This is a genomic window from Enterobacter sp. BNK-22 (genome assembly GCF_048684805.1).
In the GTDB taxonomy this organism is placed as follows: Bacteria; Pseudomonadota; Gammaproteobacteria; order Enterobacterales; family Enterobacteriaceae; genus Enterobacter; species Enterobacter quasiroggenkampii.
In genome coordinates, this window is record NZ_JBLQTT010000002.1 from 75,748 (window position 1) to 99,082 (window position 23,335).

A 23,335-nucleotide genomic window follows, 5' to 3' on the forward strand; every position below is an offset into this window, starting at 1 on the left:
GCCTGACAATTCTCATATGTAGCGGTCATACCGGTAGACATGACAGTTACCAGATGATGTATCCCGTCCATTGACTCGACAGGCAGAACGGACGGCACAAGAATGCCGTTTCGGCAGCCTGTTGCGTATCTGTCGCCGTTGTATTTCCTGAACGGCGGGAGACAGCACTTGTGCAAAACTGCATCAGGACATCACCCGTCTACACTATACTGCAAATGTTTTATGACATTTAATGCAAAGATGAGAATGAACTGATGAGATAATTTCACTAATATTGATGACTGAACCAGCCGCATGTCGGACGGGCGGCTTACGGTTCCGTTCTTTTCAGCACCATTCCGGACTGATTAATAATTTATTACGACTTCCTGTGGATTGTTATGGCTAAAGATAATTACAACGACCTCGCAGCGTTCATGGCGGTTGCCTCCGAACTCAGTTTTACCCGGGCGGCCGCCAGAATGAACGTATCTCCCTCTGCGTTAAGCCATACCATCCGGAATCTGGAAAGGCGGCTGAGTATGCGACTGTTTACCCGAACAACCCGGGCTGTGGCCCTGACTGAAGCCGGCATTCGTTTACAGTCAGGAATTTCACCCCTGATGGATGCCATTGACGAACAACTCGATGCGCTCAACACTCTCCGGGATAAGCCTGCCGGTACCATACGTTTATCTGCCCCTGAATTCGCCGCCCGGTTTTATCTGTGGCCAAAGATCAGACGGTTCATTTCAGACTATCCGGATGTGACGGTTGAAATGAACGTCAGTAACAGCCTGCTTGATATCGTGTCCGAGAACTTTGATGCAGGGATTCGAATGGGGGAAAACCTGGCTAAGGATATGATATCAGTAAGGATAAGTCCGGATACGCGCTATCTGGTAGTGGGCGCGCCGGCCTATCTGGACACCATTCACCTTCCCGCGCATCCCCGGGAGCTGATTCAGTATAAATGCATTAATTACCGTTTTTCGCTGGCAGGTCAGATTGTCCCCTGGGAGTTTGCCCGTGACGGAAAAATCGTAAAAGTCCGAGTTGAGGGCCCCCTGATATTTAATGACGTTGAGCATGCACTGCAGGCGGCTGTGGAGGGAATTGGACTGGCTTATGTGCATGAAGAGTATGCCGATGAGTATCTCCGCAATGGCATGCTACAGGAACTTCTGGCTGACTGGTCGCCGCTCTGGGAAGGTCTGCACCTGTATTACCCCAACCGGCATCTTACTTCATCAGCTTTTACCGCGTTTGTAGAGGCGCTTAGATTTCGTGAATGATTGCCGCATAGCGACATCCCGGTCGCCATTGCTCTGTTATTCAGTAAAAGGTGCTTATTACTGAAAAATATATTCAGTCCGCAATTAATGTTGCAGTGCTTTTTTGTGACACATGACGATCAAAACCAGGCTCCTTTTTTAAAGCGTACATGATTATGGTCAGAAAACAGTTCCTGAAATAAGCGTGTTCTCTGGCGCAGGTCGTTTTCTGGCTGTCCGTGCAGACCCTGGCTGCAGGCTCGCTGATCATGAAGATGGATACCGGGTCTGTACCCGGTATGGTTCAGTATTTACAGCCGGTCATTCTTCTGAGGAGTAAAACCGGGCAGATGAAAGGTTTTTCTGTAACGGGCGCTACTCCGATTCAGCGAAACAAAGTCCCTTTTCTCCGGTCAGCTCTTCCGCTTTGTCCCACAGAGCCTTCGCCTGTTCAGGATCCGCAGCATAAGAACGAACGCCTTCGCGCAGCCCCTCTCCATCCATCACTTTCGCAACGTGACAGTCTTCGCAATACCGCCCCCCGGCCTCCTCCACAGGTGCCGCCACTGCAGCCCATACCGTTGTTGCCGCTCCCTGTGAAATATCCTTATAGCGAAACGGGGGGCGTCCGGCTTTTTGGTTGGCTTCATTTATAGAAGCGACAAGGGCTTCTTCATCTTCTGGACTGTAATGCCGCTGAAGTTCTGTCCGGATGGAGCCTGGATGAACGGCAATGGCACGAATGCCATATCGTTGTGCTCGTCGGTCCAGCTCCAGGGCAAACAAGGCATCAGCCGTTTTAGAACGACCATAAGCTATCCACGGATCGTAGCGGCTGTGGGTAAAATTAAAGTCGTTCAAATCAATATTTGCCCGTGAGTGTGCCCCTGAGGATAAAATAACGACCCTTCCGCCTTTCTTAAGCAGTGGAAAAAGGCGGTTAACAAGAACAAAATGGCCGATAAAGTTTGTGCCAATCTGGATTTCAAATCCCTCTTTAGTCAGACCGAATGGTGTGGCCATAACCCCGGCATTGGCAATAATAATATCCAGCGCTGAAACGCTGTCCCGAAGTTTACCGGCACAAGAACGGACACTGTCCAGGTCGGCAAGATCGAGCTGGATCAACGAAAATTTACCGCCGCCCTGTATTGCCGCTTCATGAACAATTTGTGTAGCCAGCTTACCTTTATCAATATCCCTGACCGCTCCGATCACTTCAGCGCCATGCGCAACCAGTGCCCGGGCTGTCTCTACGCCAAGCCCGGCAGATGCCCCGGTGACAAGAATCCGCAAACCAGAAAGATCATGACCTTTCAGAACATCTTCTGTCGTCGACTCCGCATTAAACTCGTTTTTCATTTTCACTCCTGGTATATGTATGACTAAGGGAGGGGGTTGTGTCTGAAACCTCCCCCATTTTCCTCGTTCAGCGGCCTACCAGTTTTAGGTCCTTTTCGTTATACCGGGTTCCTTTCACCGGCATTTTAAGCAAGAGAGCATCCAGTTCCTGAAGGATTTCCGGCGTCAGCACCACTGAAGCTGCCGCTGTATTTTCCTGCATACGGTGTATCTTTGTGGTCCCCGGGATAGGCACAATCCATTCCTTTTGCGCCAGTAGCCACGCCAGTGCCAGCTGGGCACTGGTACACTTAATCCCTGATGCCAGACGACCTATCTCTGTCGCAATTTTCACATTGTTATCACGGGATTCTGTACTGAATCTGGGAAGACGGTTACGTACATCATTTTCATCAAAAACAGTATCTGATGTGATTGCTCCCGTCAGGATCCCCTTGCCAAGGGGACTAAATGGAACAAATCCCACACCAAGTTCATTCAGAAGCGGCAGAATGTATTTTTCAGGATCCCGGGTAAACAATGAGTAATCACTCTGCACAGCCGTAACCGGGAAAACGGCATGGGCGCGGCGGATGGTCTCAGGCCCCGCTTCAGAAAGGCCAAAATGTTTGACCTTCCCTTCTTTCACCAGATCCGCAACCGTACCCGCCACATCTTCAATAGGAACATCGGGATCCACGCGATGCTGGTAAAACAGGTCGATATAATCTGTTTTCATCAGCTTCAGGGATTTTTCAGCCACCTGCCGTATCCGCTGCGGACGGCTGTCGAGCAATCCCGTTCTGGCATTACCGTCCTTCCAGCCAAATTTTGTGGCAAGTACGACGTCATGGCGAAATGGAGCAACCGCTTCTCCCAGTAGCGTTTCATTTTCAGCGCCATAAGCTTCTGCAGTATCAAAAAAAGTAACGCCGTTCTGATAAGCTGACCGGATGAGTTGCACTGCTTCATCCTGCTTCACAGCTGGTCCATATCCGAAAGAGAGTCCCATACAGCCAAAACCTATGGCAGATACCCGGAGTTCCTGACCCAGTTTACGTTGTTTCATTCTTTCTCCTTCTGATCATCCAAAGTTTGTTATAGAACCTGTTTCATCAAAAATTAATACTCATGTTTGAGATGGACTTATGAAAAAAAATCAACAATACATAACTGAAAGGCCAGTTTTATGTAACTGGCCAAAGTTTCAGCGATAGGCGCTGCTGACTAAAAGAATTTCGTCAGGGGATGAAAGTGGATACAGCTTCAGCCGGTGGGCGATTAATTCTCCCGAATTTATATATCACCGAACTTCTCTTTCACCAGACGTTCTGCGGCGTCCCAGAGAGCACTTGCATGTGCTGGATCCTGAGCATAAGAACGAACCCCGTCGCTGACCCCCTCACTGTTATTGATGTAGGCGACATGGCAGTTTTCACAGTATTTACCGGCGATATCAGACACACTGGCTGCGGCGGCAGCCCAGACTGTCGTCGCAGCTCCCTGTTGTACTGTTTTCCACTGAAATGGTGGGAGACCTCTTCTGGCATTCGCCTTATTAATCTCAGCGATGAAAGCTTCATCGACTTCCTTACTGTAATGGCGTTGCAGTTCGGTCTGGATCGCACCTGGATGAACGGATGCTGCGTGAATATTCTGGCTTCCGTACCGGCGTTCCAGTTCGACTGCAAGCAGTGCAACTGCCGTTTTTGAGCGGCCATAGGCTATCCAGGGATCATAGGGAGTGAGCTCAAAATTCAGATCCTCAATATTCACGTCAGCAATGGCATGGGCAAGCGAAGAGAGCAGGATAATTCGTGCTCCCGGATTAAGGGCTGGTATCAGACGTTTAATGAACACAAAGTGACCGATGAAATTTGTACCCATCTGGGTTTCAAACCCGTCCGCCGTTTTCCCTTCCGGTGTCGCCATGACGCCTGCGTTGGCAATGACGATATCAAAATGTTGGTTACTGTTGAGCAGGCTGTCCGTTGCTGCACAGACACTGTTCAACGCGGCGAGATCCATCTCAATTAAGTGAAAGGAACCGGCCGATTCTGCAGCCAGTAATCTGATATCAGAGACAGCAGCTTCCGCCTTTTTCAGGTTACGCGCAGTTCCTGTCACTGAAGCTCCCCGTGCAACCAGAGCCCGGGCCGTTTCCACGCCAAGACCGGCAGAGACACCGGTTATCAGAACATTTTTACCTGTCAGGTCAACATTGTTGAGAACATCGTTTGCGGTGGACGTTGCAGTAAAGTCAGTTGTCATAAATTATCCTCAGTAAGAACAATAGCCACGGGTGCTGATTCACCGGTGAGTGGCCAGATTTCCACGAAAGAAAAACCAGATAAGGAAGGTTATGCCCAGCACTGCCATGCCTGCACCTGCAACGGCGTACCAGTTACCGGCATTCCAGAGCAGACCTGTCAGGGCTGAACCCGTTGCCCCACCGATGAAGTTTAAAGTAATAAATGCGGTATTAATCCGGCTGCGGTTGACTGGATCCAGCGCCAGTATTCTGGACTGATTCACCACGTTCAGCGTCTGGATTGCCATATCAAAGGTAATAACGGCGATAATGACCAGCCAGATGGTGTGTACGGCAATCAGCGTCACAGCAAGGGAAACAATGGCCAGAATGAGTGCATAACCCGTTGCTGCAACCGAGTATCCTTTATCGTGAAGTGAGCCCGCTCTTCGCGCTGCGAGCGCTCCAGCAAGACCGGCAATGCCGACCAGACCAATTTGGTCGGTCGTATAGAAAAAGGGCGAACTGCTCAGAAGAAATGTTAAACCTGTCCAGAATGCGCTAAAGACGGCGAAGACACCAAATCCCAGCATCAGGGTGGTACGGATAGCCTTGTGGCTCCCTGCAATTTTAAAAACAGAGAGGATCAAAGGAACATAGGGTATACGAGCTTTATCTTTTTCTTCGGGGAGTATGAACAATAAAAGCATCGCTAACAAAAATGTGCATCCGGCGGCAAAAAAGTAGATAGACCGCCATCCCAGATATTCACTGGAAAAACCGCTCAGTGTACGTGAGAGCAGGATCCCGGTCAGCATTCCGGATACAATAGTGCCAATAATTTTTCCACGTTTAGCAGCAGGAGATATATCGCTGATAAAAGGAGTCAAAATACCTCCTCCCACTGTAGTCACTCCCAGAATCCCCATAAATATACACAATATAATGAACTGCGAGGAAAGAGCACATCCGAGAAGGGCTAGTGCAGAGGTAAAGAGAACAGCAGGGATCAAGTATTTCCTGTTTATCGTATCACCCAGTGGTACAATCAAGAAAATCCCGAGTGCATAGCCCAGTTGCGTAATCGTAATAAGTAGACTGGCGTTGCCTGCCGGAATATGCATATCAATAGCAATAACATGCAATAATGGCTGGGCCCAGTACAGATTTCCGACAGCAAGGCCGCCAGTGACGGCGAAGAGGAGCACCATCGCTTTCGTGAGGTTTGTTTCAGGGATCATGCTCTTATCAGTCAATTTTTCTTCCTTATGACGGTCAGGTGTTAGTTTTTTCCAGTAGCCCTTATCAAGGCAGATATATATGATTATTAACTAATGTGATTTATTCATTTTTTTATACTTCCTCAGCCGTCGTCGCTATTTCACCTAAAAAGGGGTGATCGCAAAATATACAACTAGGCAATATGCAATATGTTTATCTTTAAGCAGAACACTTGTCTCACCCAGTAAAAATCACCGGTAAATATTAAACATTTCTGTGCGTAGACAAAAAAAGACGAAGTATTTTATATTGTGATTTTCAGATTCGTTATTAACCGTTCAGTTTCTGGGTGAGACATACTTCATTTAATAAGCTCCGGGGTGACAAATTAGCTACTCAACGGTAGTTGATAAGCCGCAGCATTAGCTGCGGCAACAAACCTCAGCGTCAGAATAAATCAGTAAAGCCCCTGCTTATCCCAGAATTCACAGTGATGAGTATCAGCGAAATGCCCTGATACCATTCTGGCTTTCGGAAGGGCGAAGGTCATGAAATTATCTGACTTCGCACTATAGCGGGGCCAGCTCTGTTCACGGCTGGACATTTTTGCCATACCGGAGAAGTAGCCGACCATTTCCTGTGACAGTTTTTCCTGGGCTGGGTTAAGGCTGATATGTATATCGCTTCCTCCGTGAAAACCCGGAAACACGTAAGCCAGTTCAAATGTATGAGCTGCCTGCAGAGGGAATGTTGTTGCGCTGATATAAGAGGGTGCAGTGCGATCGCTAAACTCATACGCATACACGGGGATTTTATCAGCCAGACTCCGGTTTAATGCGCGCGCAGGGCAGGAGAACATGCTGTCCGTTGCAGCGGCTGCAAAAGCCTCACTAGGATTGTCATAGTTTTTAAGTGGGTATTCTGCCAGCACCTTAGGCTTGAGCGTTTTACCGTACTGCTGTTCAATCCATTCGGGGTAGTCTCTTTCCTGCAGGGTTTTCCCTGTCAGTATTTCCGGCAGTGCGACGAAAAAGCGCCCTTCGTCACGCGTTGTCCCGTTGATAAGCGTAACCGGGTTGATCTTACCACTTTTGTAAGCATCAGCCGGATGAACAGGCAAGGTTTTACCGTCGATGATAAATTCGTTAAGTGCGAACGATGGCTGAACATCCAGGATCCGCTTGGTCGGTACGGCGCGCAGGCATTCTGCATCCCCGGCATCACAGCCCAGGGCTCGGGCAAATTTTATCCCCGTTTCACGCGCAACATTCAGTGGACGCGGAGCGCCAAAAGCTGGATGACGCGACATGATTCCGGAACCACTCATTGCCACAACATGCTTGAACAGACCAGCTGATCCCGGAGCGGCAATATGTGCCATAACGCTGTTACCGCCGGAGGATTCTCCGGAAATGGTGACATTAGATGGATCCCCGCCAAAGGCAGATATATTCTTCTGCACCCAGCGCAGTGCCGCCTGCTGATCCATAAGTCCGTAATTGCCTGCTTCATGCCCTTCTGAATCCAGCCCTGGAGTGGACAGAAAACCAAACATTCCCAGTCGGTAATTTAAGGTGACAACAACAGAATTACCTTCCCTGACGAGTCTGGATGGGTCGTAATCCCCCCCCTGCCCTACCTGAAGCCCTCCTCCGTGGATCCAGACGAAAACTGGCAGCTTTTGATCACTATTGTGCATTTCAGCTGGGCGATAGACGTTCAGGTACAGGCAATCTTCATTTCCCCCGGCCCTGGCGAACTCACCAAGATCAGCGTTCTGCGCACAGCTTGCTGCCAGTGCATTTGCCTTTAAGGCCGTTGTCCAGGGAGCGACTGGCTGCGGGGGTTGCCAGCGTAATTTACCGACAGGTGGGGCGGCGTAAGGCAGGCCAAGCCAGGAACTGATACCATTAATTACCGTTCCTGTGACCGGACCTGAAGAGGTGGATACCTCCAGTGTATCCTGCGCCATGGCTGGCAGAGCCATCATCAGGCAGGCGGTGGTAATCAGTGCCGATACTGATTTTTTGAGTTTACCATTTCGTTTCATATTCGATCTCATATCAGTCACATCTCTAAGAATGTAATGATAGATTGGTTTTTGTGATTAAATTAGTATCTGAATAGTGGATGCTATAATGTATAAAATTCATTAATTGAACGGTAAGGTACCTGTACTGGGCTCCATTGTGGCAGTCTGAGTTAACAGGGCTGAGATACTAGGAAAAAGTGACCAGTAAGCTTTTTCTTTTTTGTAAAAAAACAACGTCCTGAGATTTCTTTGATGATCCGCAATAATATTAACGACCTTGTCGCTTTCCTTGCTGTTGCAAGAGAGCGAAGCTTTACCCGGGCGGCTGCGAAGATAGGGATCTCTCAGTCAGCTCTGAGTCACACCATAAGGAACCTGGAGAAAAGACTGGGTGTACGTTTGCTGACCAGAACCACCCGCGCCGTTTCACCGACAGATGCCGGTGAAAAACTGATACAGGGCATAGGTCCACATTTTGATGGCATTGAAATGCAGCTTGAGGCGCTTAACGCGCTGAAAGAATCGCCCTCAGGCACCATTCGTCTGAATGCACCGGATTACGCCATCAGCAACGTGATCTGGCCAAAACTGAATGATTTCCTGCTGGCTTATCCTGATATCAAAATTGAGCTGATGCTCGACAACGGTCTCTCCGATATTGTGACTGAACGCTATGACGCCGGAGTACGTATGGGCGAGCAGCTGGCAAAAGATATGATTTCTGCACGCATCAGCCCTGATTTTCGTTTTGCAGTGGTGGGTTCTCCCGCCTATTTCAGCAACCATCCTGTCCCCCGTTCTCCTAATGAACTCATCACTCATACCTGTATAAACTACCGGTTTCCGTCATCCGGTGCGCTGTATGCGTGGGAATTTGAGGTGGAAGGTAAAGAAGTCAAGGTACGCGTTGACGGGCAGCTGACCTTTAATAATATTTTTTATGTTCTCGACGCAGCACTGGCCGGGTACGGACTCGCCTACGTACCTGAAGAAATTGCCCTGGCATATATAAAAAAGGGCGATCTCCTCCGGGTTCTTGAAAATTGCTCTCCCTGGTGGGAGGGGTTTTATCTCTATTATCCTCACAGGCATCATGCCTCCCCAGCCTTCAGAGCGCTTACTGAGGCCCTCCGTCACCGCGGCTAAGCTCTGACACCATCCGGTCTGTAGTGTATTCCTTCTCATGAATTTCATGCCACAGTTAACTTTGCAACGAAGATCATATGCGAGTCCTGTCAGGTTCCGGGTGAGGTATTTTTTTGATTATCAGCCCGGACCAGGCTTCCTCATCATCAGGCTCATGCCAAAGCTGGAATGGGGGATCGCCATTCCAGGTATAACGACACGGCGGGAATGAAAATAAGCGGAAAAGTGGCATACACTAAGTCATAACAGTCAGGTTTAAGCCACCCGTTTTTAAGGCGGGTGGCCTGGTATCCCATCTGGTTATCTTAAGTTTGCCGTGAAGAAATGTTCAATTTCAGCAAACGGGATTTTACCCGCAGCGTTATCGTAGAGATCGACATGGTTTGCCCCAGGGACAATCACCAGTTTTTTCTCTTTGCTGCCGATTGCCTTGAAAGCATCTTCAGCAAAATAGCGTGAGTGGGCTTTTTCACCAGTCACGATAAGCGCCGGAATGGTGACTTCGCTGGCGTAACTCAGCAATGGCATATTCATAAACGACAATGGCATGGTTGCATTCCATGCCCCGGTGGAATTGACCGAACGCGCATGGAAACCACGCGGCACACGGTAGTAATCGAAGAATTCTTTCAGTACCGGATGGGGGTTGGCGGGTAAGGTTTCCGGCAGAATACGCGCGGCAGCGGTGGCGTTACCCTTCTCATCAACATAAATGTCATGCCCGCCCGGCGTGGAAGTACCGTTTGCCGCATCCTTCCAGCGCTGAGCGTTCAGAAACTGCAGTACCGCACGGCGATCGGCAGTGGTGTAGCGGTCTTTACCATCGCCCACCCCATGCCCCATCGCCCGACTCATGTCATACATTACGCTGGTCGCCACAGCTCTGACGCGAGTATCCATCGCTGCATCATTTAACGCCATCCCCCCCCATCCGCAAATGCCGAGCAGGCCGATACGGTTACGATCCACCTCGTGTTGCAGGCCCAGAAAGTCCACGGCCGCGCTGAAATCCTCGGTATTGATATCCGGTGAGGCAACATTACGGGGATAGCCACCGCTTTCGCCCGTATAGGAAGGGTCAAACGCCAGTGTGACAAACCCCAGTTCGGCCAGCGTCTGTGCATACAGGCCGCTGGACTGCTCTTTCACCGCACCGAAGGGGCCGCTGACGGCAATAGCAGCCAGTTTACGGTTACCGCGGTCTTTCGGCAGGTAGAGATCTCCAACTAAGGTGATCCCGTAGCGGTTCTGAAAGGTCACCTTACGGTGATCCACTTTCGCGCTTTCGGAGAAAGTTTTATCCCATTTTTCAGTCAATGAAACAGGCGCATTCGGGTTAGTTGTATCAGCATAACTCATCGTTGTAACTCCACTTAATAAAGCGCATAGCAGCATGACGGGTATCCCGGATTTCAGTCTTCTGGAGAAAAGCGTCATCAAAAACCCCCTGAAATAAACGCGACAGAAGCAGGACTTGAATGGACAATGCTGCTGTGCCTGGTTGACATTTTCCTATTCTAGCTAGCAGTAAAAGAGCTTATTAGTGGGTAAAAAGTGCTAAGATTAATAGCTTATTGTTCTGAATAGCGAACTGGCAGTGAGGAAGAATGGCGAAACGGGAAAACTATAATGACCTTTACCTGTTCATGCAGGTCGTGAGGGAAGGTAGTTTTACTGCTGCCGCGCAACGGCTTGGCCTGGCTCAGTCGGGGATCAGCCGCGCTGTCCGCGAACTTGAAGAGCGCCTTGGCGTTCAGCTTCTGGTTCGAACCACCCGTCGGTTATCACTCACTCAGGCCGGCGAACAACTTTATCACAATGTTGCATCCGGTTTTGACGCCCTGGACCTGGGGCTAACCAGACTGGCGCATTATCGCCAGACACCCTCCGGTACGGTACGCATCAATGCCAGCCAGCACGCCATTGATAAAGTCCTGCTACCGAAGCTGGCAGCATTTAAACAAAGCTATCCCGATATCAGACTCGAGCTCATCAGCGAAAGCCGGTTTGTCGATATTATTGCAGAGCGATTTGATGCAGGCGTTCGTCTGGGCGCGGAAGTGCGAAATGGTATGATTGCAGTACGTATTTCCCCTGATATGGAGATGGCCATTGTCGGTACGCCGGAACACTTTCGTCGCTACGGCTTTCCCCGAACTCCCGCCGATTTAGCCGTACATCCCTGCATCGCTTATCAGTTTGGCGACGGCAACCTGTACGCCTGGGAACTCGATCTGGATGGGAAAAAAATCACCCATCCACCTCAGGGACAGTGGGTTTTCGCCGACAGCTACATGGAAGCCAGAGCGGCCAGGCTGGGTCTTGGCCTGGCCTATGTCCCGGAAGAGCTGATAACCGAGGATTTAGCACAAGGCACACTTATCCGGGTACTCCAGCGTTTCAGCCGGCGTCTTGACGGTTCATTTCTCTATTACCCGCACCGCAATGTGTCACCTGCACTGAGAGCGGTAATTGATACATTACGAATTTAAAGAATGAAAATATGATTATGCGCAGATCAGGTCATGAAGCAGCAGTTCCTGACATAGCACGGATAATTTAACTAAACCAGGCAGAGGGTGCACAGTTTCAGTTGAGTATTGTTCAACGATTTATCCGTCACGAATCTCGGGGAACTCCTTTCTTTCTGTTTTCGAACACACACTATATCGTCTTGCCCGGAAGGCATATACATTCATTCATGAGTATTATTCATTGGTTCAATAGGTTCACGTTTATAGTTAATCAGTAATCAACAGGCTATAGTGAAATGATAAAATAAAAAACCGCCCGCTCCCGTAATTGGATTTGTCATTTCTGAAAATCAGTTACTTCTTGTTAAAACAGAAAGGCAGTAACTACATCTGAAATCGGGACATAATTGTTGGGTAAGTGAGCGAGTTTTAAAATGATACTTTTGTTAATGGCTGTAATTAATAAAGCTATCATTTTGGGGGATGGAAGTCAGCTGCTTATTACTGAGGTGTGTCGGAGTCGACTGTTTTTTTCAAAGGACAACGAGCTGATTCACAATCTCAGAATATTTTCCCACATACATTCTTGAACGAGGATCGTTATGAAATCAATACCAGCTGTTTTTCTGGGAATCATCCTGTCAGCGCCAGGTTTCGCGCAAGTTACTCAAGGAGAGCACCGCATGTCTTCAGATACCCCCCCTTCTGTTGCCGTCGTTTCCCCGGCATTGCAAAGTTATATTCAGAACGCTGTTGAGGGTGATCTGTGGAAACGACCACAGCTTTCACCACGTGATCGAAGTGTCATTACTGTAGCCGTACTGATAGCCCGGAACCAGATATCGGAGCTTTCGGGTGAGCTGAACAGGGCCCTTGATAACGGTGTTAAATCCCGTGAAATATCTGAAATCATTACGCATCTCGCATTCTACTCCGGACTTGCCAATGCCACAGGTGCTGCCACTGCAACGGCAGATGTCTTTGCTGCCCGGGGCATTGGTGTCGAGCAACTCCCCTCAACTGAGCCTGTACTGTTACCCCTGGATGTAGCCGCAGAGACAAAGCGGGCTGAAACTGCGGAGAAGATTGCAGGCTCCGTTTCGCCTGCACTGGTGCAATACACCACTGACATCCTGTTCAGAGGCCTCTGGCTACGCCCTGATCTCACACCCCGTGACAGAAGCCTGGTGACAGTATCTGGCCTTATCGCGAATGGTCAGGTGAACCAGATCGGATTCCATCTCAATAAAGCAATGGATAACGGCCTGACCCGTGCACAGGTTGCTGAATTGATTGCTCAGGTTGCGTTTTATGCAGGCTGGCCCAACGCGTTTTCCGCAGTTCCGGTTGTTCAGGACGTTCTCAATAACCGGAACAGCTGAGAAAAGATTCTTCACAACCCCTTTTCATACCTGGAGTGTCAGACATGAGAAATATATTAATGGTCGCTCTGTTTGCATCAGTAGTTATATCAGACAGCGTTAATGCCGATGATGGTCAGGATATTACAGTAACTCCGGCTGGCACTGTGTCTTCAGAGCAGGGTTCTCCTGATTATTTCACAGGGCATGTGATTATCGATCTACTGACGCCTTCGTCGTTAAAAACTCCTGCGTCATCGGGTCTGGTGACATTCGCGCCGGGAGCCAGAACAGCATGGCATATTCATCCGGCAGGTCAGATGCTTATTGTCAGGTCGGGTAAAGGCTGGATTCAGAAAGAAGGTCAGGCAAAAAGGATTATTAACCCCGGTGATGTCGTCTGGATCCCGGCAGGAGTAAAACACTGGCATGGCGCCACTGATACTACCGGAATGAGCCACATCGCGGTTACATATCTGCAGGACGGGAAAGGTGCAGACTGGCTTGAACCCGTATCTGATCAGGAGTACAGCGCAAAGTAAATTATTGCCGGCCAGTTGAGCCGGCTCTTCCTGAAAACCACCGCCCGGTAATCTTACTTTCCCTGGGGCGGTATGACCTGTGCGTGGAGTGACCCGCATTTACAGAAAGGTTCATTCACACAGTCCGGATATCAGCTGACGCCTGCTCAGCTTAGGATGCTCCGGTCAGAGCACTGTGTTTATTTATGCAAATTTCACATAACAGCATCCACTATTCAGATACTAATTTAATTATAAAAACTGCCTTATCATTAACTCTCTTGAGTTCTGTCTGCGGTAACCCATGCCGTACAAGGCTGACTCAGCCCACAACAGGGCCTGATCACGGGAATAATCAGCAACAGTATTGGTCCGGAGATTGTCCCTTAAGGCAGGGCTTATCCCTGGGCCGCTACGGAACAGACTGACCGTTAATACACCACATTGCACCTCCCTGGAAATTTAAACCAGTCCCGTCACATCTGATGACCGGACCTTCACCTGCGTAAGAAAAAATGACAAACAGAGACAATACGGACAAAAGCCTGTCAGTTGCCAGGCATCATTCAGATTCTGTCGCCCGGGCGAACTGGAGTGGCGTGTTCGCCATCACGCTCTGCGCCTTTGTACTTGTTGCATCAGAATTTATGCCAGTGAGCCTGCTTACGCCTATGGCCAGTGCCCTGTCCGTCACTGAAGGTATGATTGGACAGGGAATTGCAGTATCTGGTGTGCTGGCTGTACTCACCAGTTTAAGCATGCCTGCATTCGCAGGACGGCGGGATCGAAAATCTATCCTGCTGGGTCTAACTGTCCTGATGGGTATTTCGGGCCTCGTTATCGGTACGGCCTCCAGCTATGTTGTCTACATGCTGGGGAGAGCGCTAATTGGCATTGCCGTAGGGGGGTTCTGGTCTCTGTCAGTCGCAACAGCAATGCGACTGGTAAAAGCATCTCAGATCCCGCGGGCAATGGCTATTTTTAACAGCGGTAGTGCACTGGCTACTGTGGTTGCCGCGCCGGTGGGAGCATGGCTTGGATCCACTATTGGATGGCGGGGCGCATTTTTTTGTCTGGTTCCGATTGCCGTCGGTGCGTTCCTCTGGCAATGGTTTTCATTGCCAGTAATGAAAGCTTCGTCAGAAAGCCATCAGTCCGGGAATGTTTTTGATGTCCTGAAAAACAAACGGGTAGCCTGGGGAATGGCCGGCTGCGGCGCGTTCTTCATGGGGCAGTTTGCCCTTTTCACTTATATTCGCCCTTTTCTTGAAGCCATTACAGAGGTTCATGATAGCTCCCTTTCACTGATCCTGCTGATGATGGGGTTGACTGGCCTGCTGGGGACCAGTCTGATAGGCCGGTTCCTGACGACAGGACTGTACAGGATACTGACAACAATACCCTTGATGATGGCTGCCATTGCGGTGATGCTGATCCTTTTCGGTGACAGGACCGTTCTGGTCGTTGGTTTACTTGCGTTCTGGGGACTCATCGCGACAGCGGCTCCGGTGGGATGGTGGACATGGCTTGCCAGAATTCCTCATAACGCCGAGGCTGGCGGAGGACTGATGGTGGCCATTGTGCAGGCGTCAATTGGTCTCGGGTCGACTGTCGGAGGCATACTTTATGACACAGCAGGTTACGAGGGGGCTTTTCTGGCCAGCGCCATGGTGCTTTTACTGGGCGGGATTGTGGCGGGAGTGACATCAACATTTGAAGGCAAAAGATAGTACCAGTCCGGGTGGGATCCCGTCGAAAATAACCTCAGCGATTTACAGTCCTGAAAAGCCCTTTCAGATAAAGCCGCGACATCAACTCCCCTTTCTTTGCTGACTGAGGAAAATATAAGGCTGGTATCAGAACCTTTATGCTGTACCACCTGCTCTTACAGGCCGTTATACTCTGTAAAAAAGGAGGCTGACGTGAAACTGAAAATGCAGGATCTGAGACTGTTTAATCTCGTTTTTGAAAGCGATCCGGGCTGGATACTCGATTTTTCCAACCGCACGCTGTCGGCTTTTTTTGATGAAGAGCTGAACATTGATATTGATGATGAACGTTATCAGGAAGACGGAACCTCAAAAGCCAAACGGGTCAGATGCCTGCTGAAACAGGTGGATCGCGAGACAGCCCTGCGGGTTCTTGATGCACTCTGGCGGTACAAAATGGAGAGCATGCCTGAGCAGGCCGAAAAAAGCCGCAATGACTGGCTCGCACTGATTTCACGGCTGGAAAATGCAGACGCTGATACAGCAAGAGGCGACAGGCCTGCCCAGGTATGGCACGATGTTGACTGGCCATCACTGGTAGCCGAAATGAACGCGATGAAATCCCTGCCGCCACACCCGCGGGGTTTCCGCTTTGAAGCATGGCTTGCAGAACTTTTCAGTACCTTTAAGCTTGCTCCCCGCTCGTCATTCCGGAACACGGGCGAGCAGATAGACGGCAGCTTCCGGCTGAATGATGACTTTTACCTGATGGAAGCGAAGTGGCATCAGAACAGAACGCCGGCGGCAGATTTGCACGTATTTGAAGGAAAACTCAGTACCAAGGCAAAATGGGCCAGGGGCGTGTTCATCAGCTGGATGGGGTTTACTGATGAAGGTCTGACAGCCTTCGGGAAAGGAAAACGGGTGATCTGTATCAGTGGTTATGATCTGTACCATTCCCTCAGTCACGGTATCGCTCTGCCCGACCTGCTTGAAGCCAAGCTCAGGCATGCGGCTGAAACGGGGGAACCTTATGCTGAGTTTGACAGACTCTACACCCTCAGAGACAGAATACCCGGCACGCTGAAATAACCTGCCGGGTGGTTCAGGAAATTATCCTGAAGAGAGCGGCTTACTTCACCCAGTCTTCCAGCTCCAGGCCCGGCACCCGCTCAAACTCCCGCACATTATTCGTCACCAGCACGGCGCCGGCGGCGATGGCGTGCCCGGCAATCGCCGTGTCGTTCGGGCCGATCGACGTCCCGGCCATGCGCAGCGCGACCTTAATCTCCGTGGTCGCATCCACCGCGGCGCGGTCCCAGGGCAGGATGGCATCGAGGCGGGTGCAGAAGGCGTCAACCAGCTGCACGTGTCGGGGGGAGGCCTTCGGTCCGGTGGCGCCGAAGCGCATCTCGGAGTAGGTGATGGCCGAGACCACGATGCGGTGACCGCGCAGCACCGCCTGCTCCAGGCGTTTCAGCACGGCTTCCGGCTGCTCGCGCATGATGAACGAGCAAATGTTGGTGTCGAGCATATAGATCCTGTTCACAGGTTAACCCGTCCTTCGTCGCTGACAACATCCTCGCGCTCTGCCATAAAGTCCGGGTCGGCTTTTTCGAGCTGCGCGAACGAACCCCAGGTCGGCCGGACGGGACGCAGGATGATGCTGTCCCCTTCCCGGATGATTTCCAGCTCGCTCACCCCCTCAAAATCCATATCGCGGGGCAGGCGGATGGCGCGGTTGTTGCCGTTTTTAAAAATGGATACGGTTCTCATGATTCTCTCCCGGGTAAAAGTGGATCTGTGGTGCATATCCGGAATGGGGTGCATTGCACCGGGTGTGTGCATATGTTGAGTATAGGCAGATGTCATGCATATGTATAGGGGCTATATATGCAGATGGTCAGGATATGCGTATGCATTGCCTATGCAGATGCCGGGCATATGGATATGTTCAGCCTATACGGGCTTCTCACTTTTTCCGCGGAGATCCGAAAAATACCAGTTCCGGATCTTCTTCAGCCCCACCGGCGCGCTGCGGCGCAAAAACACAACATGTGCCACTTCGTCAGCTGCCATTTTTTCTATATGTTGTGTTTCGCCCCCTCCCCCGCGACCGTCCGCTCAGCACCTAAAAACGCCGATTTGCTTATTCTCTGACCGTGTTACACTTCCGGAAATAGTGATATAGCGGAAAGTCGGATCACCACAAAAGAGGCTCCCGGTAATTTACCAGCGTGTCTATATGTCTGCTTATTATAAGCATAAAATAATGATGCCCGGTTAAAATACCGCGAAATGACTGTCAGGTACGTGACTAGGTAATGATGTATGCTTGGTAAAATTGTCTTGCTAATTTTTCAGTTGAGGAAATTACATGTTTACTGCATTTAACAACAGAAATGATTTCAGTTATGCCTTTGAAAAAATCCGCAACGCGATTTCTACACCCGGTAAAATAATGGTTATGCAGCCATAAACCTCGGTCTGGGTATTCTGGAGCGTAAGTATGACCAGTTCCGCAAAGAACTGAACGTGGCCGGAGAACTGGGAGACTGGGAATACGATCTTGATACCTACAATTACTGCATTACGCTACTGCAACGTTATTTCTCCGGCAACAAAGTAACATCAGGAATGAAAAATTCATTTGAGTTTGATAAGGGAACGCTTATCACCACCGCAGCAGAACAGGATATCGGTCTGTGCTCGCAGACCCGGTATGAGCTGAGTGCCATCGGCACCAAAATGGAGTATCTGCTCGCAAAGTATTTGCCTGACAATAGTGACATAACTTGATGCCAGCACTGCCAGCCCAGATCGGAGCCTTTTCCTCTGCTCAGTTGCCGATGGCCATCGACTAACTACCCGGCTGCGCTGGCACTTCGCCAGCTGGCCCTCGCGCATGATGATCTGCCAAAATACCTGCTGGCGCCGGAGGTGAGTGCCCTGATCAACTAGGGGCGAATAGAGAAAACGGAAAAAATCGTACGCTAAGGTTTTCCGGGCAGCCTTAGCGGCCGAAACTTCCCGTCCTCCAGCCTGCGGCTCTGCCGCCAGACATAATCGCCGGTCAGATTGATGTGCTCCCACCCCAGCGGCGACAGGTATTGCAGCAGCTCACCATCCACCGACTTCCCCGCATCGCCCATCGCCTGGGTGGCGCGCTCCAAGTACACCGTGTTCCACAACACGATGGCGGCCGTCACCAGGTTGAGGCCACTGGCCCGGTAGCGCTGCTGCTCGAAGCTCCGATCCCTGATCTCGCCGAGGCGGTTGAAGAACACCGCCCTGGCCAGGGAGTTGCGGGCTTCGCCCTTGTTCAGTCCAGCATGCACGCGCCGGCGCAGCTCGACGCTTTGCAACCAATCGAGGATGAAAAGCGTGCGCTCGATCCGGCCCAGCTCGCGCAGGGCCACGGCCAGGCCGTTCTGGCGCGGATAGCTGCCGAGCTTGCGCAGCATCAGCGAGGCGGTGACCGTGCCCTGCTTGATCGAGCTGGCCAGGCGCAGGATGTCGTCCCAATGGGCGCGGACGTGCTTGATGTTCAGGGTGCCGCCAACCATTGGGCGCAATGTCGGGTAGTCCTGGACGCTATTCGGAACATACAGCTTGGTTTCTCCGAGGTCGCGGATGCGCGGTGCGAAGCGGAAGCCCAGCAGGTGCATCAGGGCGAAGACATGATCGGTGAAGCCAGCCGTGTCAGTGTAGTGCTCCTCGATCCGCAAGTCGGACTCGTGGTACAGCAGACCGTCGAGCACATAGGTAGAGTCGCGCACGCCGACATTCACCACGCGGGTGCTGAACGGTGCGTACTGGTCGGAGATGTGGGTGTAGAACAGCCGCCCCGGCTCGCTGCCGTACTTCGGGTTGACGTGGCCGGTGCTTTCGCCTCGACCACCCGCCCGGAAGCGCTGGCCATCGGAAGAAGAGGTCGTGCCGTCGCCCCAGTGAGCGGCGAAGGTATGACGGTACTGGTGGTTGACCAGCTCGGCCAGGGCCGCCGAGTAGGTTTCGTCTCGGATGTGCCAGGCTTGCAGCCAGGACAGCTTGGCGTAGGTCAGGCCGGGGCTCGACTCGGCCATCTTGGTCAGCCCGAGGTTGATTGCATCGCCCAGGATCGCTGACAGCAGCAATGTCCGGTCTTTGGCCTCGGCACCGTCCTTCAGGTGTGTGAAGTGGCGGCTGAAGCCCGTCCAGTCGTCCACGTCCATCAGCAGTTCGGTGATCTTGATGCGCGGCAGCAAATGGCTGGTCTGGTCGATCAGCGCCTGCGCGGTATTGGGCACCGCGGAATCCAGCGGGGTGATCTTCAGCCCGGACTCGGTGAGGATGGCATCGGGCAGCTCGTTGTCCTTGGCCAGGCGGGTGACGGTGGCCAGCTGCTCGTCCAGCAGCTGCAAGCGCTCTTCCAGGTACTGGTTGCTGTTCGGGTTGATCGCCAGGGGCAGAGCCTGCGCATGCTTGAGCGCGGCGAACCTCTCTGCCGGCAGCAGGTAGTCGTCGAAGTCGCGGAACTGCCGCGAGCCCTTGACCCAGATGTCACCGGAGCGCAGCGCGTTCTTCAGCTCGGACAGGGCGCAGATTTCGTAGAAGCGCCGGTCGAGGCCTTCCGGGGTTATCACTAGCGGCTTCCAGCGCGGCTTGATGAAGGCGGTGGGCGCATCGGCCGGCACCTTGCGCAGGTTGTAGGCGTTCATCTCGCTCAGGGTCTGCACGGCTGCCAGCACGCCTTGCGCAGCCGGGGCAGCGCGCAGTTCCAGCACCTCCAGCAAGGCCGGCGTGTAACGGCGCAGAGTGGCGAAGTTCTCGCCGACCAGGTGCAGATGGTCGAAGCCTTCCGGCCGGGCCAGCAGCTCGGCCTCGCTGACGCTCTCGGTGAACTCGTCCCAGGGAATCACCGCCTCAATGGCGGCATAGGGATCGCTACCGCTTTCCTTGGCTTCCAGCAGAGCCTGGCCGATCTTCGAGTACAGGCGCACCTTGTCGTTGATCGCCTTGCCCTGCTTCTGGAACTGCTGCTGATGCTTGTGCTTCGCGCTGCTGAACAGCTTGACCAGGATACGGTCGTGCAGATCGACCAACTCATCAATCACCGTCGCGGTGCTCTCCAGCACCACGGCGGCCAGGGTCGCGTAGCGTCGCTGCGGCTCGAACTTGCCGAGGTCTTTGGGCGTCATCTGCCCACCCTCGCGGGCCAGCTTGAGCAGGCGGTTCTGGTGGATGTGTCGGCCCAGGCCTTCGGGCAAGTCCACCAGCTGAAATGTCTTCAGCCGCTCGATGTGTTCGAGCATGTGGCGGGAGTTCGGTTTCAGCGGTGCCTGTCGCAGCCAGGTCAACCAGGTGATGCTGCTGCCGGCCTTGAGCTTCAACAGCTCGTCCAGCTTGGCCCGATGCGAGTCCGTGAGTGGTTCGACCAGGGCGCGGTAGACTCGGCGATTGGCCCGCGCAATGGCCTCCGAACAAGCTCGATCAATTACGCTCAACGCCGGCAGAATGCGCCGCTTCTGTCGCAGGCTCTCCAGGGCCTGACCGGCCAGCAGTAAGCCCTTGTCGGTCTGCTGGGCCAACTCGGTCAGCTCGCGCACCAGGGCGCGGAAGTCGGACAGGCCGAACGGGGCCAGTTGTAGGTAGGTGCGCAGTTCCTGGGCGTGCTCGCGGCGAGTCACGTCGCGTTCGCCGTACTTCAACCAACTCGCCGGGTCGGCCTGAACTTGCTTGGCCACCCACTGGATGACCGGCTCGGGCGGCTCGCTGTCGGTGCCCAACGCATAGCCGGGGTAGCGCAGCAGGCTGAGCTGCACCGCGAAGCCCAGGCGGTTGGCGTCGCCGCGCCGCTGGCGGATCAGCGACAGGTCGGAGTCGTTGAAGGTGTAGTAGCGGATCAGGTCATCCTGGCTTTCCGGCAACGCAAGCAAGGTGTCGCGCTCCGTAGCCGAGAGAATCGAGCGACGCGGCATGGTTCAGTCGTCCTTGCGAAGGTACTGATAGAGGGTTTCTCGGCTGATGCCGAACTCGCGGGCGAGCTGCGCCTTCGGCTCGCCCGCAGCGGCCCGCTGCCGCAGCGTGATGGCTTGCTCGTCGGAGAGGGCTTTCTTGCGGCCCCGGTAGGCACCGCGCTGCTTGGCCAGGGCGATGCCCTCGCGCTGCCGCTCGCGAATCAGGGCGCGCTCAAACTCGGCAAAGGCCCCCATGACCGACAGCATCAGGTTGGCCATCGGCGAGTCCTCGCCGGTGAACACCAGGCCTTCCTTCAAGAACTCGATGCGCACACCGCGCTGGGTCAGCTTCTGCACCAGGCGGCGCAAATCATCGAGGTTTCGTGCCAGGCGATCCATGCTGTGCACCACCACGGTGTCGCCTTCGCGAACGAAACCGAGCATGGCCTCCAGCTGGGGACGCTGGGTGTCCTTGCCCGAGGCTTTGTCGGTGAACAGCTTGCCGACCTCGACCTGTTCAAGTTGGCGTTCCGGGTTCTGGTCGAAGCTGCTGACCCGGACGTAACCGATGCGTTGTCCCTGCAAGATGCCTCCATGGGCTGGATGGGCGGCAGGGCTTGCGTTGGTTTTTGGTTCCATTGCGCCCGAAGCCTTGAATTTGTCAGGCTGAAATCTATGACCTTGGCAAGCATGTGTCAAAGAATGTGAAAGCGGACTCTATTCTGACGGCGTGATGCGCCTTGCCTGACATCCAGTTTGTCGTTTTCAGAAGACGGCTGCACTGAACGTCAGAAGCCGACTGCACTATAGCAGCGGAGGGGTTGGATCCATCAGGCAACGACGGGCTGCTGCCGGCCATCAGCGGACGCAGGGAGGACTTTCCGCAACCGGCCGTTCGATGCGGCACCGATGGCCTTCGCGCAGGGGTAGTGAATCCGCCAGGATTGACTTGCGCTGCCCTACCTCTCACTAGTGAGGGGCGGCAGCGCATCAAGCGGTGAGCGCACTCCGGCACCGCCAACTTTCAGCACATGCGTGTAAATCATCGTCGTAGAGACGTCGGAATGGCCGAGCAGATCCTGCACGGTTCGAATGTCGTAACCGCTGCGGAGCAAGGCCGTCGCGAACGAGTGGCGGAGGGTGTGCGGTGTGGCGGGCTTCGTGATGCCTGCTTGTTCTACGGGGCACTGTTGCAAATAGTCGGTGGTGATAAACTTATCATCCCCTTTTGCTGATGGAGCTGCACATGAACCCATTCAAAGGCCGGCATTTTCAGCGTGACATCATTCTGTGGGCCGTACGCTGGTACTGCAAATACGGCATCAGTTACCGTGAGCTGCAGGAGATGCTGGCTGAACGCGGAGTGAATGTCGATCACTCCACGATTTACCGCTGGGTTCAGCGTTATGCGCCTGAAATGGAAAAACGGCTGCGCTGGTACTGGCGTAACCCTTCCGATCTTTGCCCGTGGCACATGGATGAAACCTACGTGAAGGTCAATGGCCGCTGGGCGTATCTGTACCGGGCCGTCGACAGCCGGGGCCGCACTGTCGATTTTTATCTCTCCTCCCGTCGTAACAGCAAAGCTGCATACCGGTTTCTGGGTAAAATCCTCAACAACGTGAAGAAGTGGCAGATCCCGCGATTCATCAACACGGATAAAGCGCCCGCCTATGGTCGCGCGCTTGCTCTGCTCAAACGCGAAGGCCGGTGCCCGTCTGACGTTGAACACCGACAGATTAAGTACCGGAACAACGTGATTGAATGCGATCATGGCAAACTGAAACGGATAATCGGCGCCACGCTGGGATTTAAATCCATGAAGACGGCTTACGCCACCATCAAAGGTATTGAGGTGATGCGTGCACTACGCAAAGGCCAGGCCTCAGCATTTTATTATGGTGATCCCCTGGGCGAAATGCGCCTGGTAAGCAGAGTTTTTGAAATGTAAGGCCTTTGAATAAGACAAAAGGCTGCCTCATCGCTAACTTTGCAACAGTGCCGGCCAGCGCCACTATCGTGGATCGCTTTGGTGTTCACGATAAACCTGACGCCATTGATCAACTCATGGGCCACTGAGAAGGAGA

At 52.6% G+C, this 23,335-nt stretch carries 18 protein-coding genes and 3 pseudogenes; 10 read left to right on the forward strand and 11 right to left on the reverse strand.

What is annotated here, in order from left to right; translation table 11 throughout:
* Positions 1-380 precede the first annotated feature (380 nt).
* Positions 381-1,274 (forward strand): LysR family transcriptional regulator, encoded by an 894-nt coding sequence (locus tag ACMGGE_RS22595; RefSeq protein ID WP_274578681.1) that lies wholly within the window; start codon positions 381-383, stop codon positions 1,272-1,274.
* A gap of 354 nt (positions 1,275-1,628) precedes the next feature.
* Here the strand turns inward: ACMGGE_RS22595 and ACMGGE_RS22600 are convergent, their stop codons facing one another.
* From ACMGGE_RS22600 to ACMGGE_RS22620, 5 genes are all read right to left on the reverse strand, one after another.
* The gene (locus ACMGGE_RS22600; protein ID WP_274578680.1) at positions 1,629-2,615 is read right to left on the reverse strand and encodes an SDR family NAD(P)-dependent oxidoreductase; all 987 of its coding nucleotides are present in this window, start codon (positions 2,613-2,615) and stop codon (positions 1,629-1,631) included.
* A gap of 67 nt (positions 2,616-2,682) precedes the next feature.
* Positions 2,683-3,663 (reverse strand): aldo/keto reductase, encoded by a 981-nt coding sequence (locus ACMGGE_RS22605; protein WP_274578679.1) that lies wholly within the window; start codon positions 3,661-3,663, stop codon positions 2,683-2,685.
* A gap of 227 nt (positions 3,664-3,890) precedes the next feature.
* On the reverse strand, positions 3,891-4,865 hold the full coding sequence (locus tag ACMGGE_RS22610) for an SDR family NAD(P)-dependent oxidoreductase (protein WP_274578678.1): 975 nt from the start codon (positions 4,863-4,865) through the stop codon (positions 3,891-3,893).
* Positions 4,866-4,904: 39 nt separating this feature from the next.
* Entirely contained in the window at positions 4,905-6,101 is a 1,197-nt protein-coding gene (locus ACMGGE_RS22615; RefSeq protein WP_274578677.1) for an MFS transporter, read from the reverse strand.
* Positions 6,102-6,523: 422 nt separating this feature from the next.
* Entirely contained in the window at positions 6,524-8,116 is a 1,593-nt protein-coding gene (locus ACMGGE_RS22620) for a carboxylesterase/lipase family protein (protein WP_410029377.1), read from the reverse strand.
* Positions 8,117-8,350: 234 nt separating this feature from the next.
* Here ACMGGE_RS22620 and ACMGGE_RS22625 point away from each other — a divergent pair, with 234 nt between their 5' ends.
* Positions 8,351-9,244: a LysR family transcriptional regulator gene (locus ACMGGE_RS22625; RefSeq protein ID WP_282982951.1), complete on the forward strand. Its 894-nt coding sequence runs from the start codon at positions 8,351-8,353 to the stop codon at positions 9,242-9,244.
* Positions 9,245-9,544: 300 nt separating this feature from the next.
* Here ACMGGE_RS22625 and ACMGGE_RS22630 read toward each other — a convergent pair whose 3' ends face one another.
* A complete protein-coding gene (locus tag ACMGGE_RS22630; RefSeq protein WP_420290673.1) occupies positions 9,545-10,681 on the reverse strand; it encodes an alpha/beta hydrolase in 1,137 nt (378 codons plus the stop codon).
* Positions 10,682-10,851: 170 nt separating this feature from the next.
* Between ACMGGE_RS22630 and ACMGGE_RS22635 the strand changes: the two genes are divergently transcribed.
* From ACMGGE_RS22635 to ACMGGE_RS22655, 5 genes are all read left to right on the forward strand, one after another.
* Positions 10,852-11,736 (forward strand): LysR family transcriptional regulator, encoded by an 885-nt coding sequence (locus ACMGGE_RS22635; protein ID WP_282982949.1) that lies wholly within the window; start codon positions 10,852-10,854, stop codon positions 11,734-11,736.
* 584 nt (positions 11,737-12,320) lie between these two features.
* Positions 12,321-13,100, forward strand: coding sequence for a carboxymuconolactone decarboxylase family protein (locus tag ACMGGE_RS22640; RefSeq protein WP_420294206.1), 780 nt, complete (start codon positions 12,321-12,323; stop codon positions 13,098-13,100).
* Positions 13,101-13,144: 44 nt separating this feature from the next.
* Positions 13,145-13,621 carry a cupin domain-containing protein gene (locus ACMGGE_RS22645; protein ID WP_410029379.1) on the forward strand — a complete coding sequence of 159 codons (477 nt, stop codon included), beginning with the start codon at positions 13,145-13,147 and terminating at the stop codon, positions 13,619-13,621.
* A 494-nt stretch (positions 13,622-14,115) separates the two neighbouring features.
* The gene (locus tag ACMGGE_RS22650; protein ID WP_410029380.1) at positions 14,116-15,330 is read left to right on the forward strand and encodes an MFS transporter; all 1,215 of its coding nucleotides are present in this window, start codon (positions 14,116-14,118) and stop codon (positions 15,328-15,330) included.
* Positions 15,331-15,522: 192 nt separating this feature from the next.
* Entirely contained in the window at positions 15,523-16,401 is an 879-nt protein-coding gene (locus tag ACMGGE_RS22655; RefSeq protein ID WP_420290675.1) for a restriction endonuclease, read from the forward strand.
* 40 nt (positions 16,402-16,441) lie between these two features.
* Here the strand turns inward: ACMGGE_RS22655 and ACMGGE_RS22660 are convergent, their stop codons facing one another.
* Both ACMGGE_RS22660 and vapB read right to left on the reverse strand, forming a co-directional pair.
* Positions 16,442-16,858, reverse strand: coding sequence for a type II toxin-antitoxin system VapC family toxin (locus tag ACMGGE_RS22660; protein ID WP_410029382.1), 417 nt, complete (start codon positions 16,856-16,858; stop codon positions 16,442-16,444).
* The gene (vapB, locus tag ACMGGE_RS22665; protein WP_047732352.1) at positions 16,855-17,085 is read right to left on the reverse strand and encodes a type II toxin-antitoxin system VapB family antitoxin; all 231 of its coding nucleotides are present in this window, start codon (positions 17,083-17,085) and stop codon (positions 16,855-16,857) included. Before vapB ends, ACMGGE_RS22660 begins: the two co-directional genes overlap by 4 nt.
* 601 nt (positions 17,086-17,686) lie before the next feature.
* On the opposite strand from vapB, the pseudogene ACMGGE_RS22670 reads away from it, so the two are divergent.
* Positions 17,687-17,931: pseudogene (locus ACMGGE_RS22670) on the forward strand (hypothetical protein); the annotation flags it as partial.
* A 371-nt stretch (positions 17,932-18,302) separates the two neighbouring features.
* Here the strand turns inward: ACMGGE_RS22670 and ACMGGE_RS22675 are convergent.
* From ACMGGE_RS22675 to ACMGGE_RS22685, 3 genes and pseudogenes are all read right to left on the reverse strand, one after another.
* Positions 18,303-21,269, reverse strand: a complete 2,967-nt coding sequence (locus ACMGGE_RS22675; RefSeq protein ID WP_003090772.1) for a Tn3 family transposase — start codon at positions 21,267-21,269, stop codon at positions 18,303-18,305.
* Between the two features lie 3 nt (positions 21,270-21,272).
* Positions 21,273-21,833 (reverse strand): recombinase family protein, encoded by a 561-nt coding sequence (locus tag ACMGGE_RS22680; RefSeq protein ID WP_003090771.1) that lies wholly within the window; start codon positions 21,831-21,833, stop codon positions 21,273-21,275.
* A gap of 374 nt (positions 21,834-22,207) precedes the next feature.
* Positions 22,208-22,429: pseudogene (locus ACMGGE_RS22685) on the reverse strand (tyrosine-type recombinase/integrase); the annotation flags it as partial.
* A 65-nt stretch (positions 22,430-22,494) separates the two neighbouring features.
* On the opposite strand from ACMGGE_RS22685, the gene ACMGGE_RS22690 reads away from it, so the two are divergent.
* Together ACMGGE_RS22690 and ACMGGE_RS22695 are read left to right on the forward strand one after the other, a co-directional pair.
* The gene (locus tag ACMGGE_RS22690; protein ID WP_001067855.1) at positions 22,495-23,199 is read left to right on the forward strand and encodes an IS6-like element IS26 family transposase; all 705 of its coding nucleotides are present in this window, start codon (positions 22,495-22,497) and stop codon (positions 23,197-23,199) included.
* A 53-nt stretch (positions 23,200-23,252) separates the two neighbouring features.
* A pseudogene (locus ACMGGE_RS22695) lies at positions 23,253-23,327 on the forward strand (sodium-independent anion transporter); the annotation flags it as partial.
* Positions 23,328-23,335 lie beyond the last annotated feature (8 nt).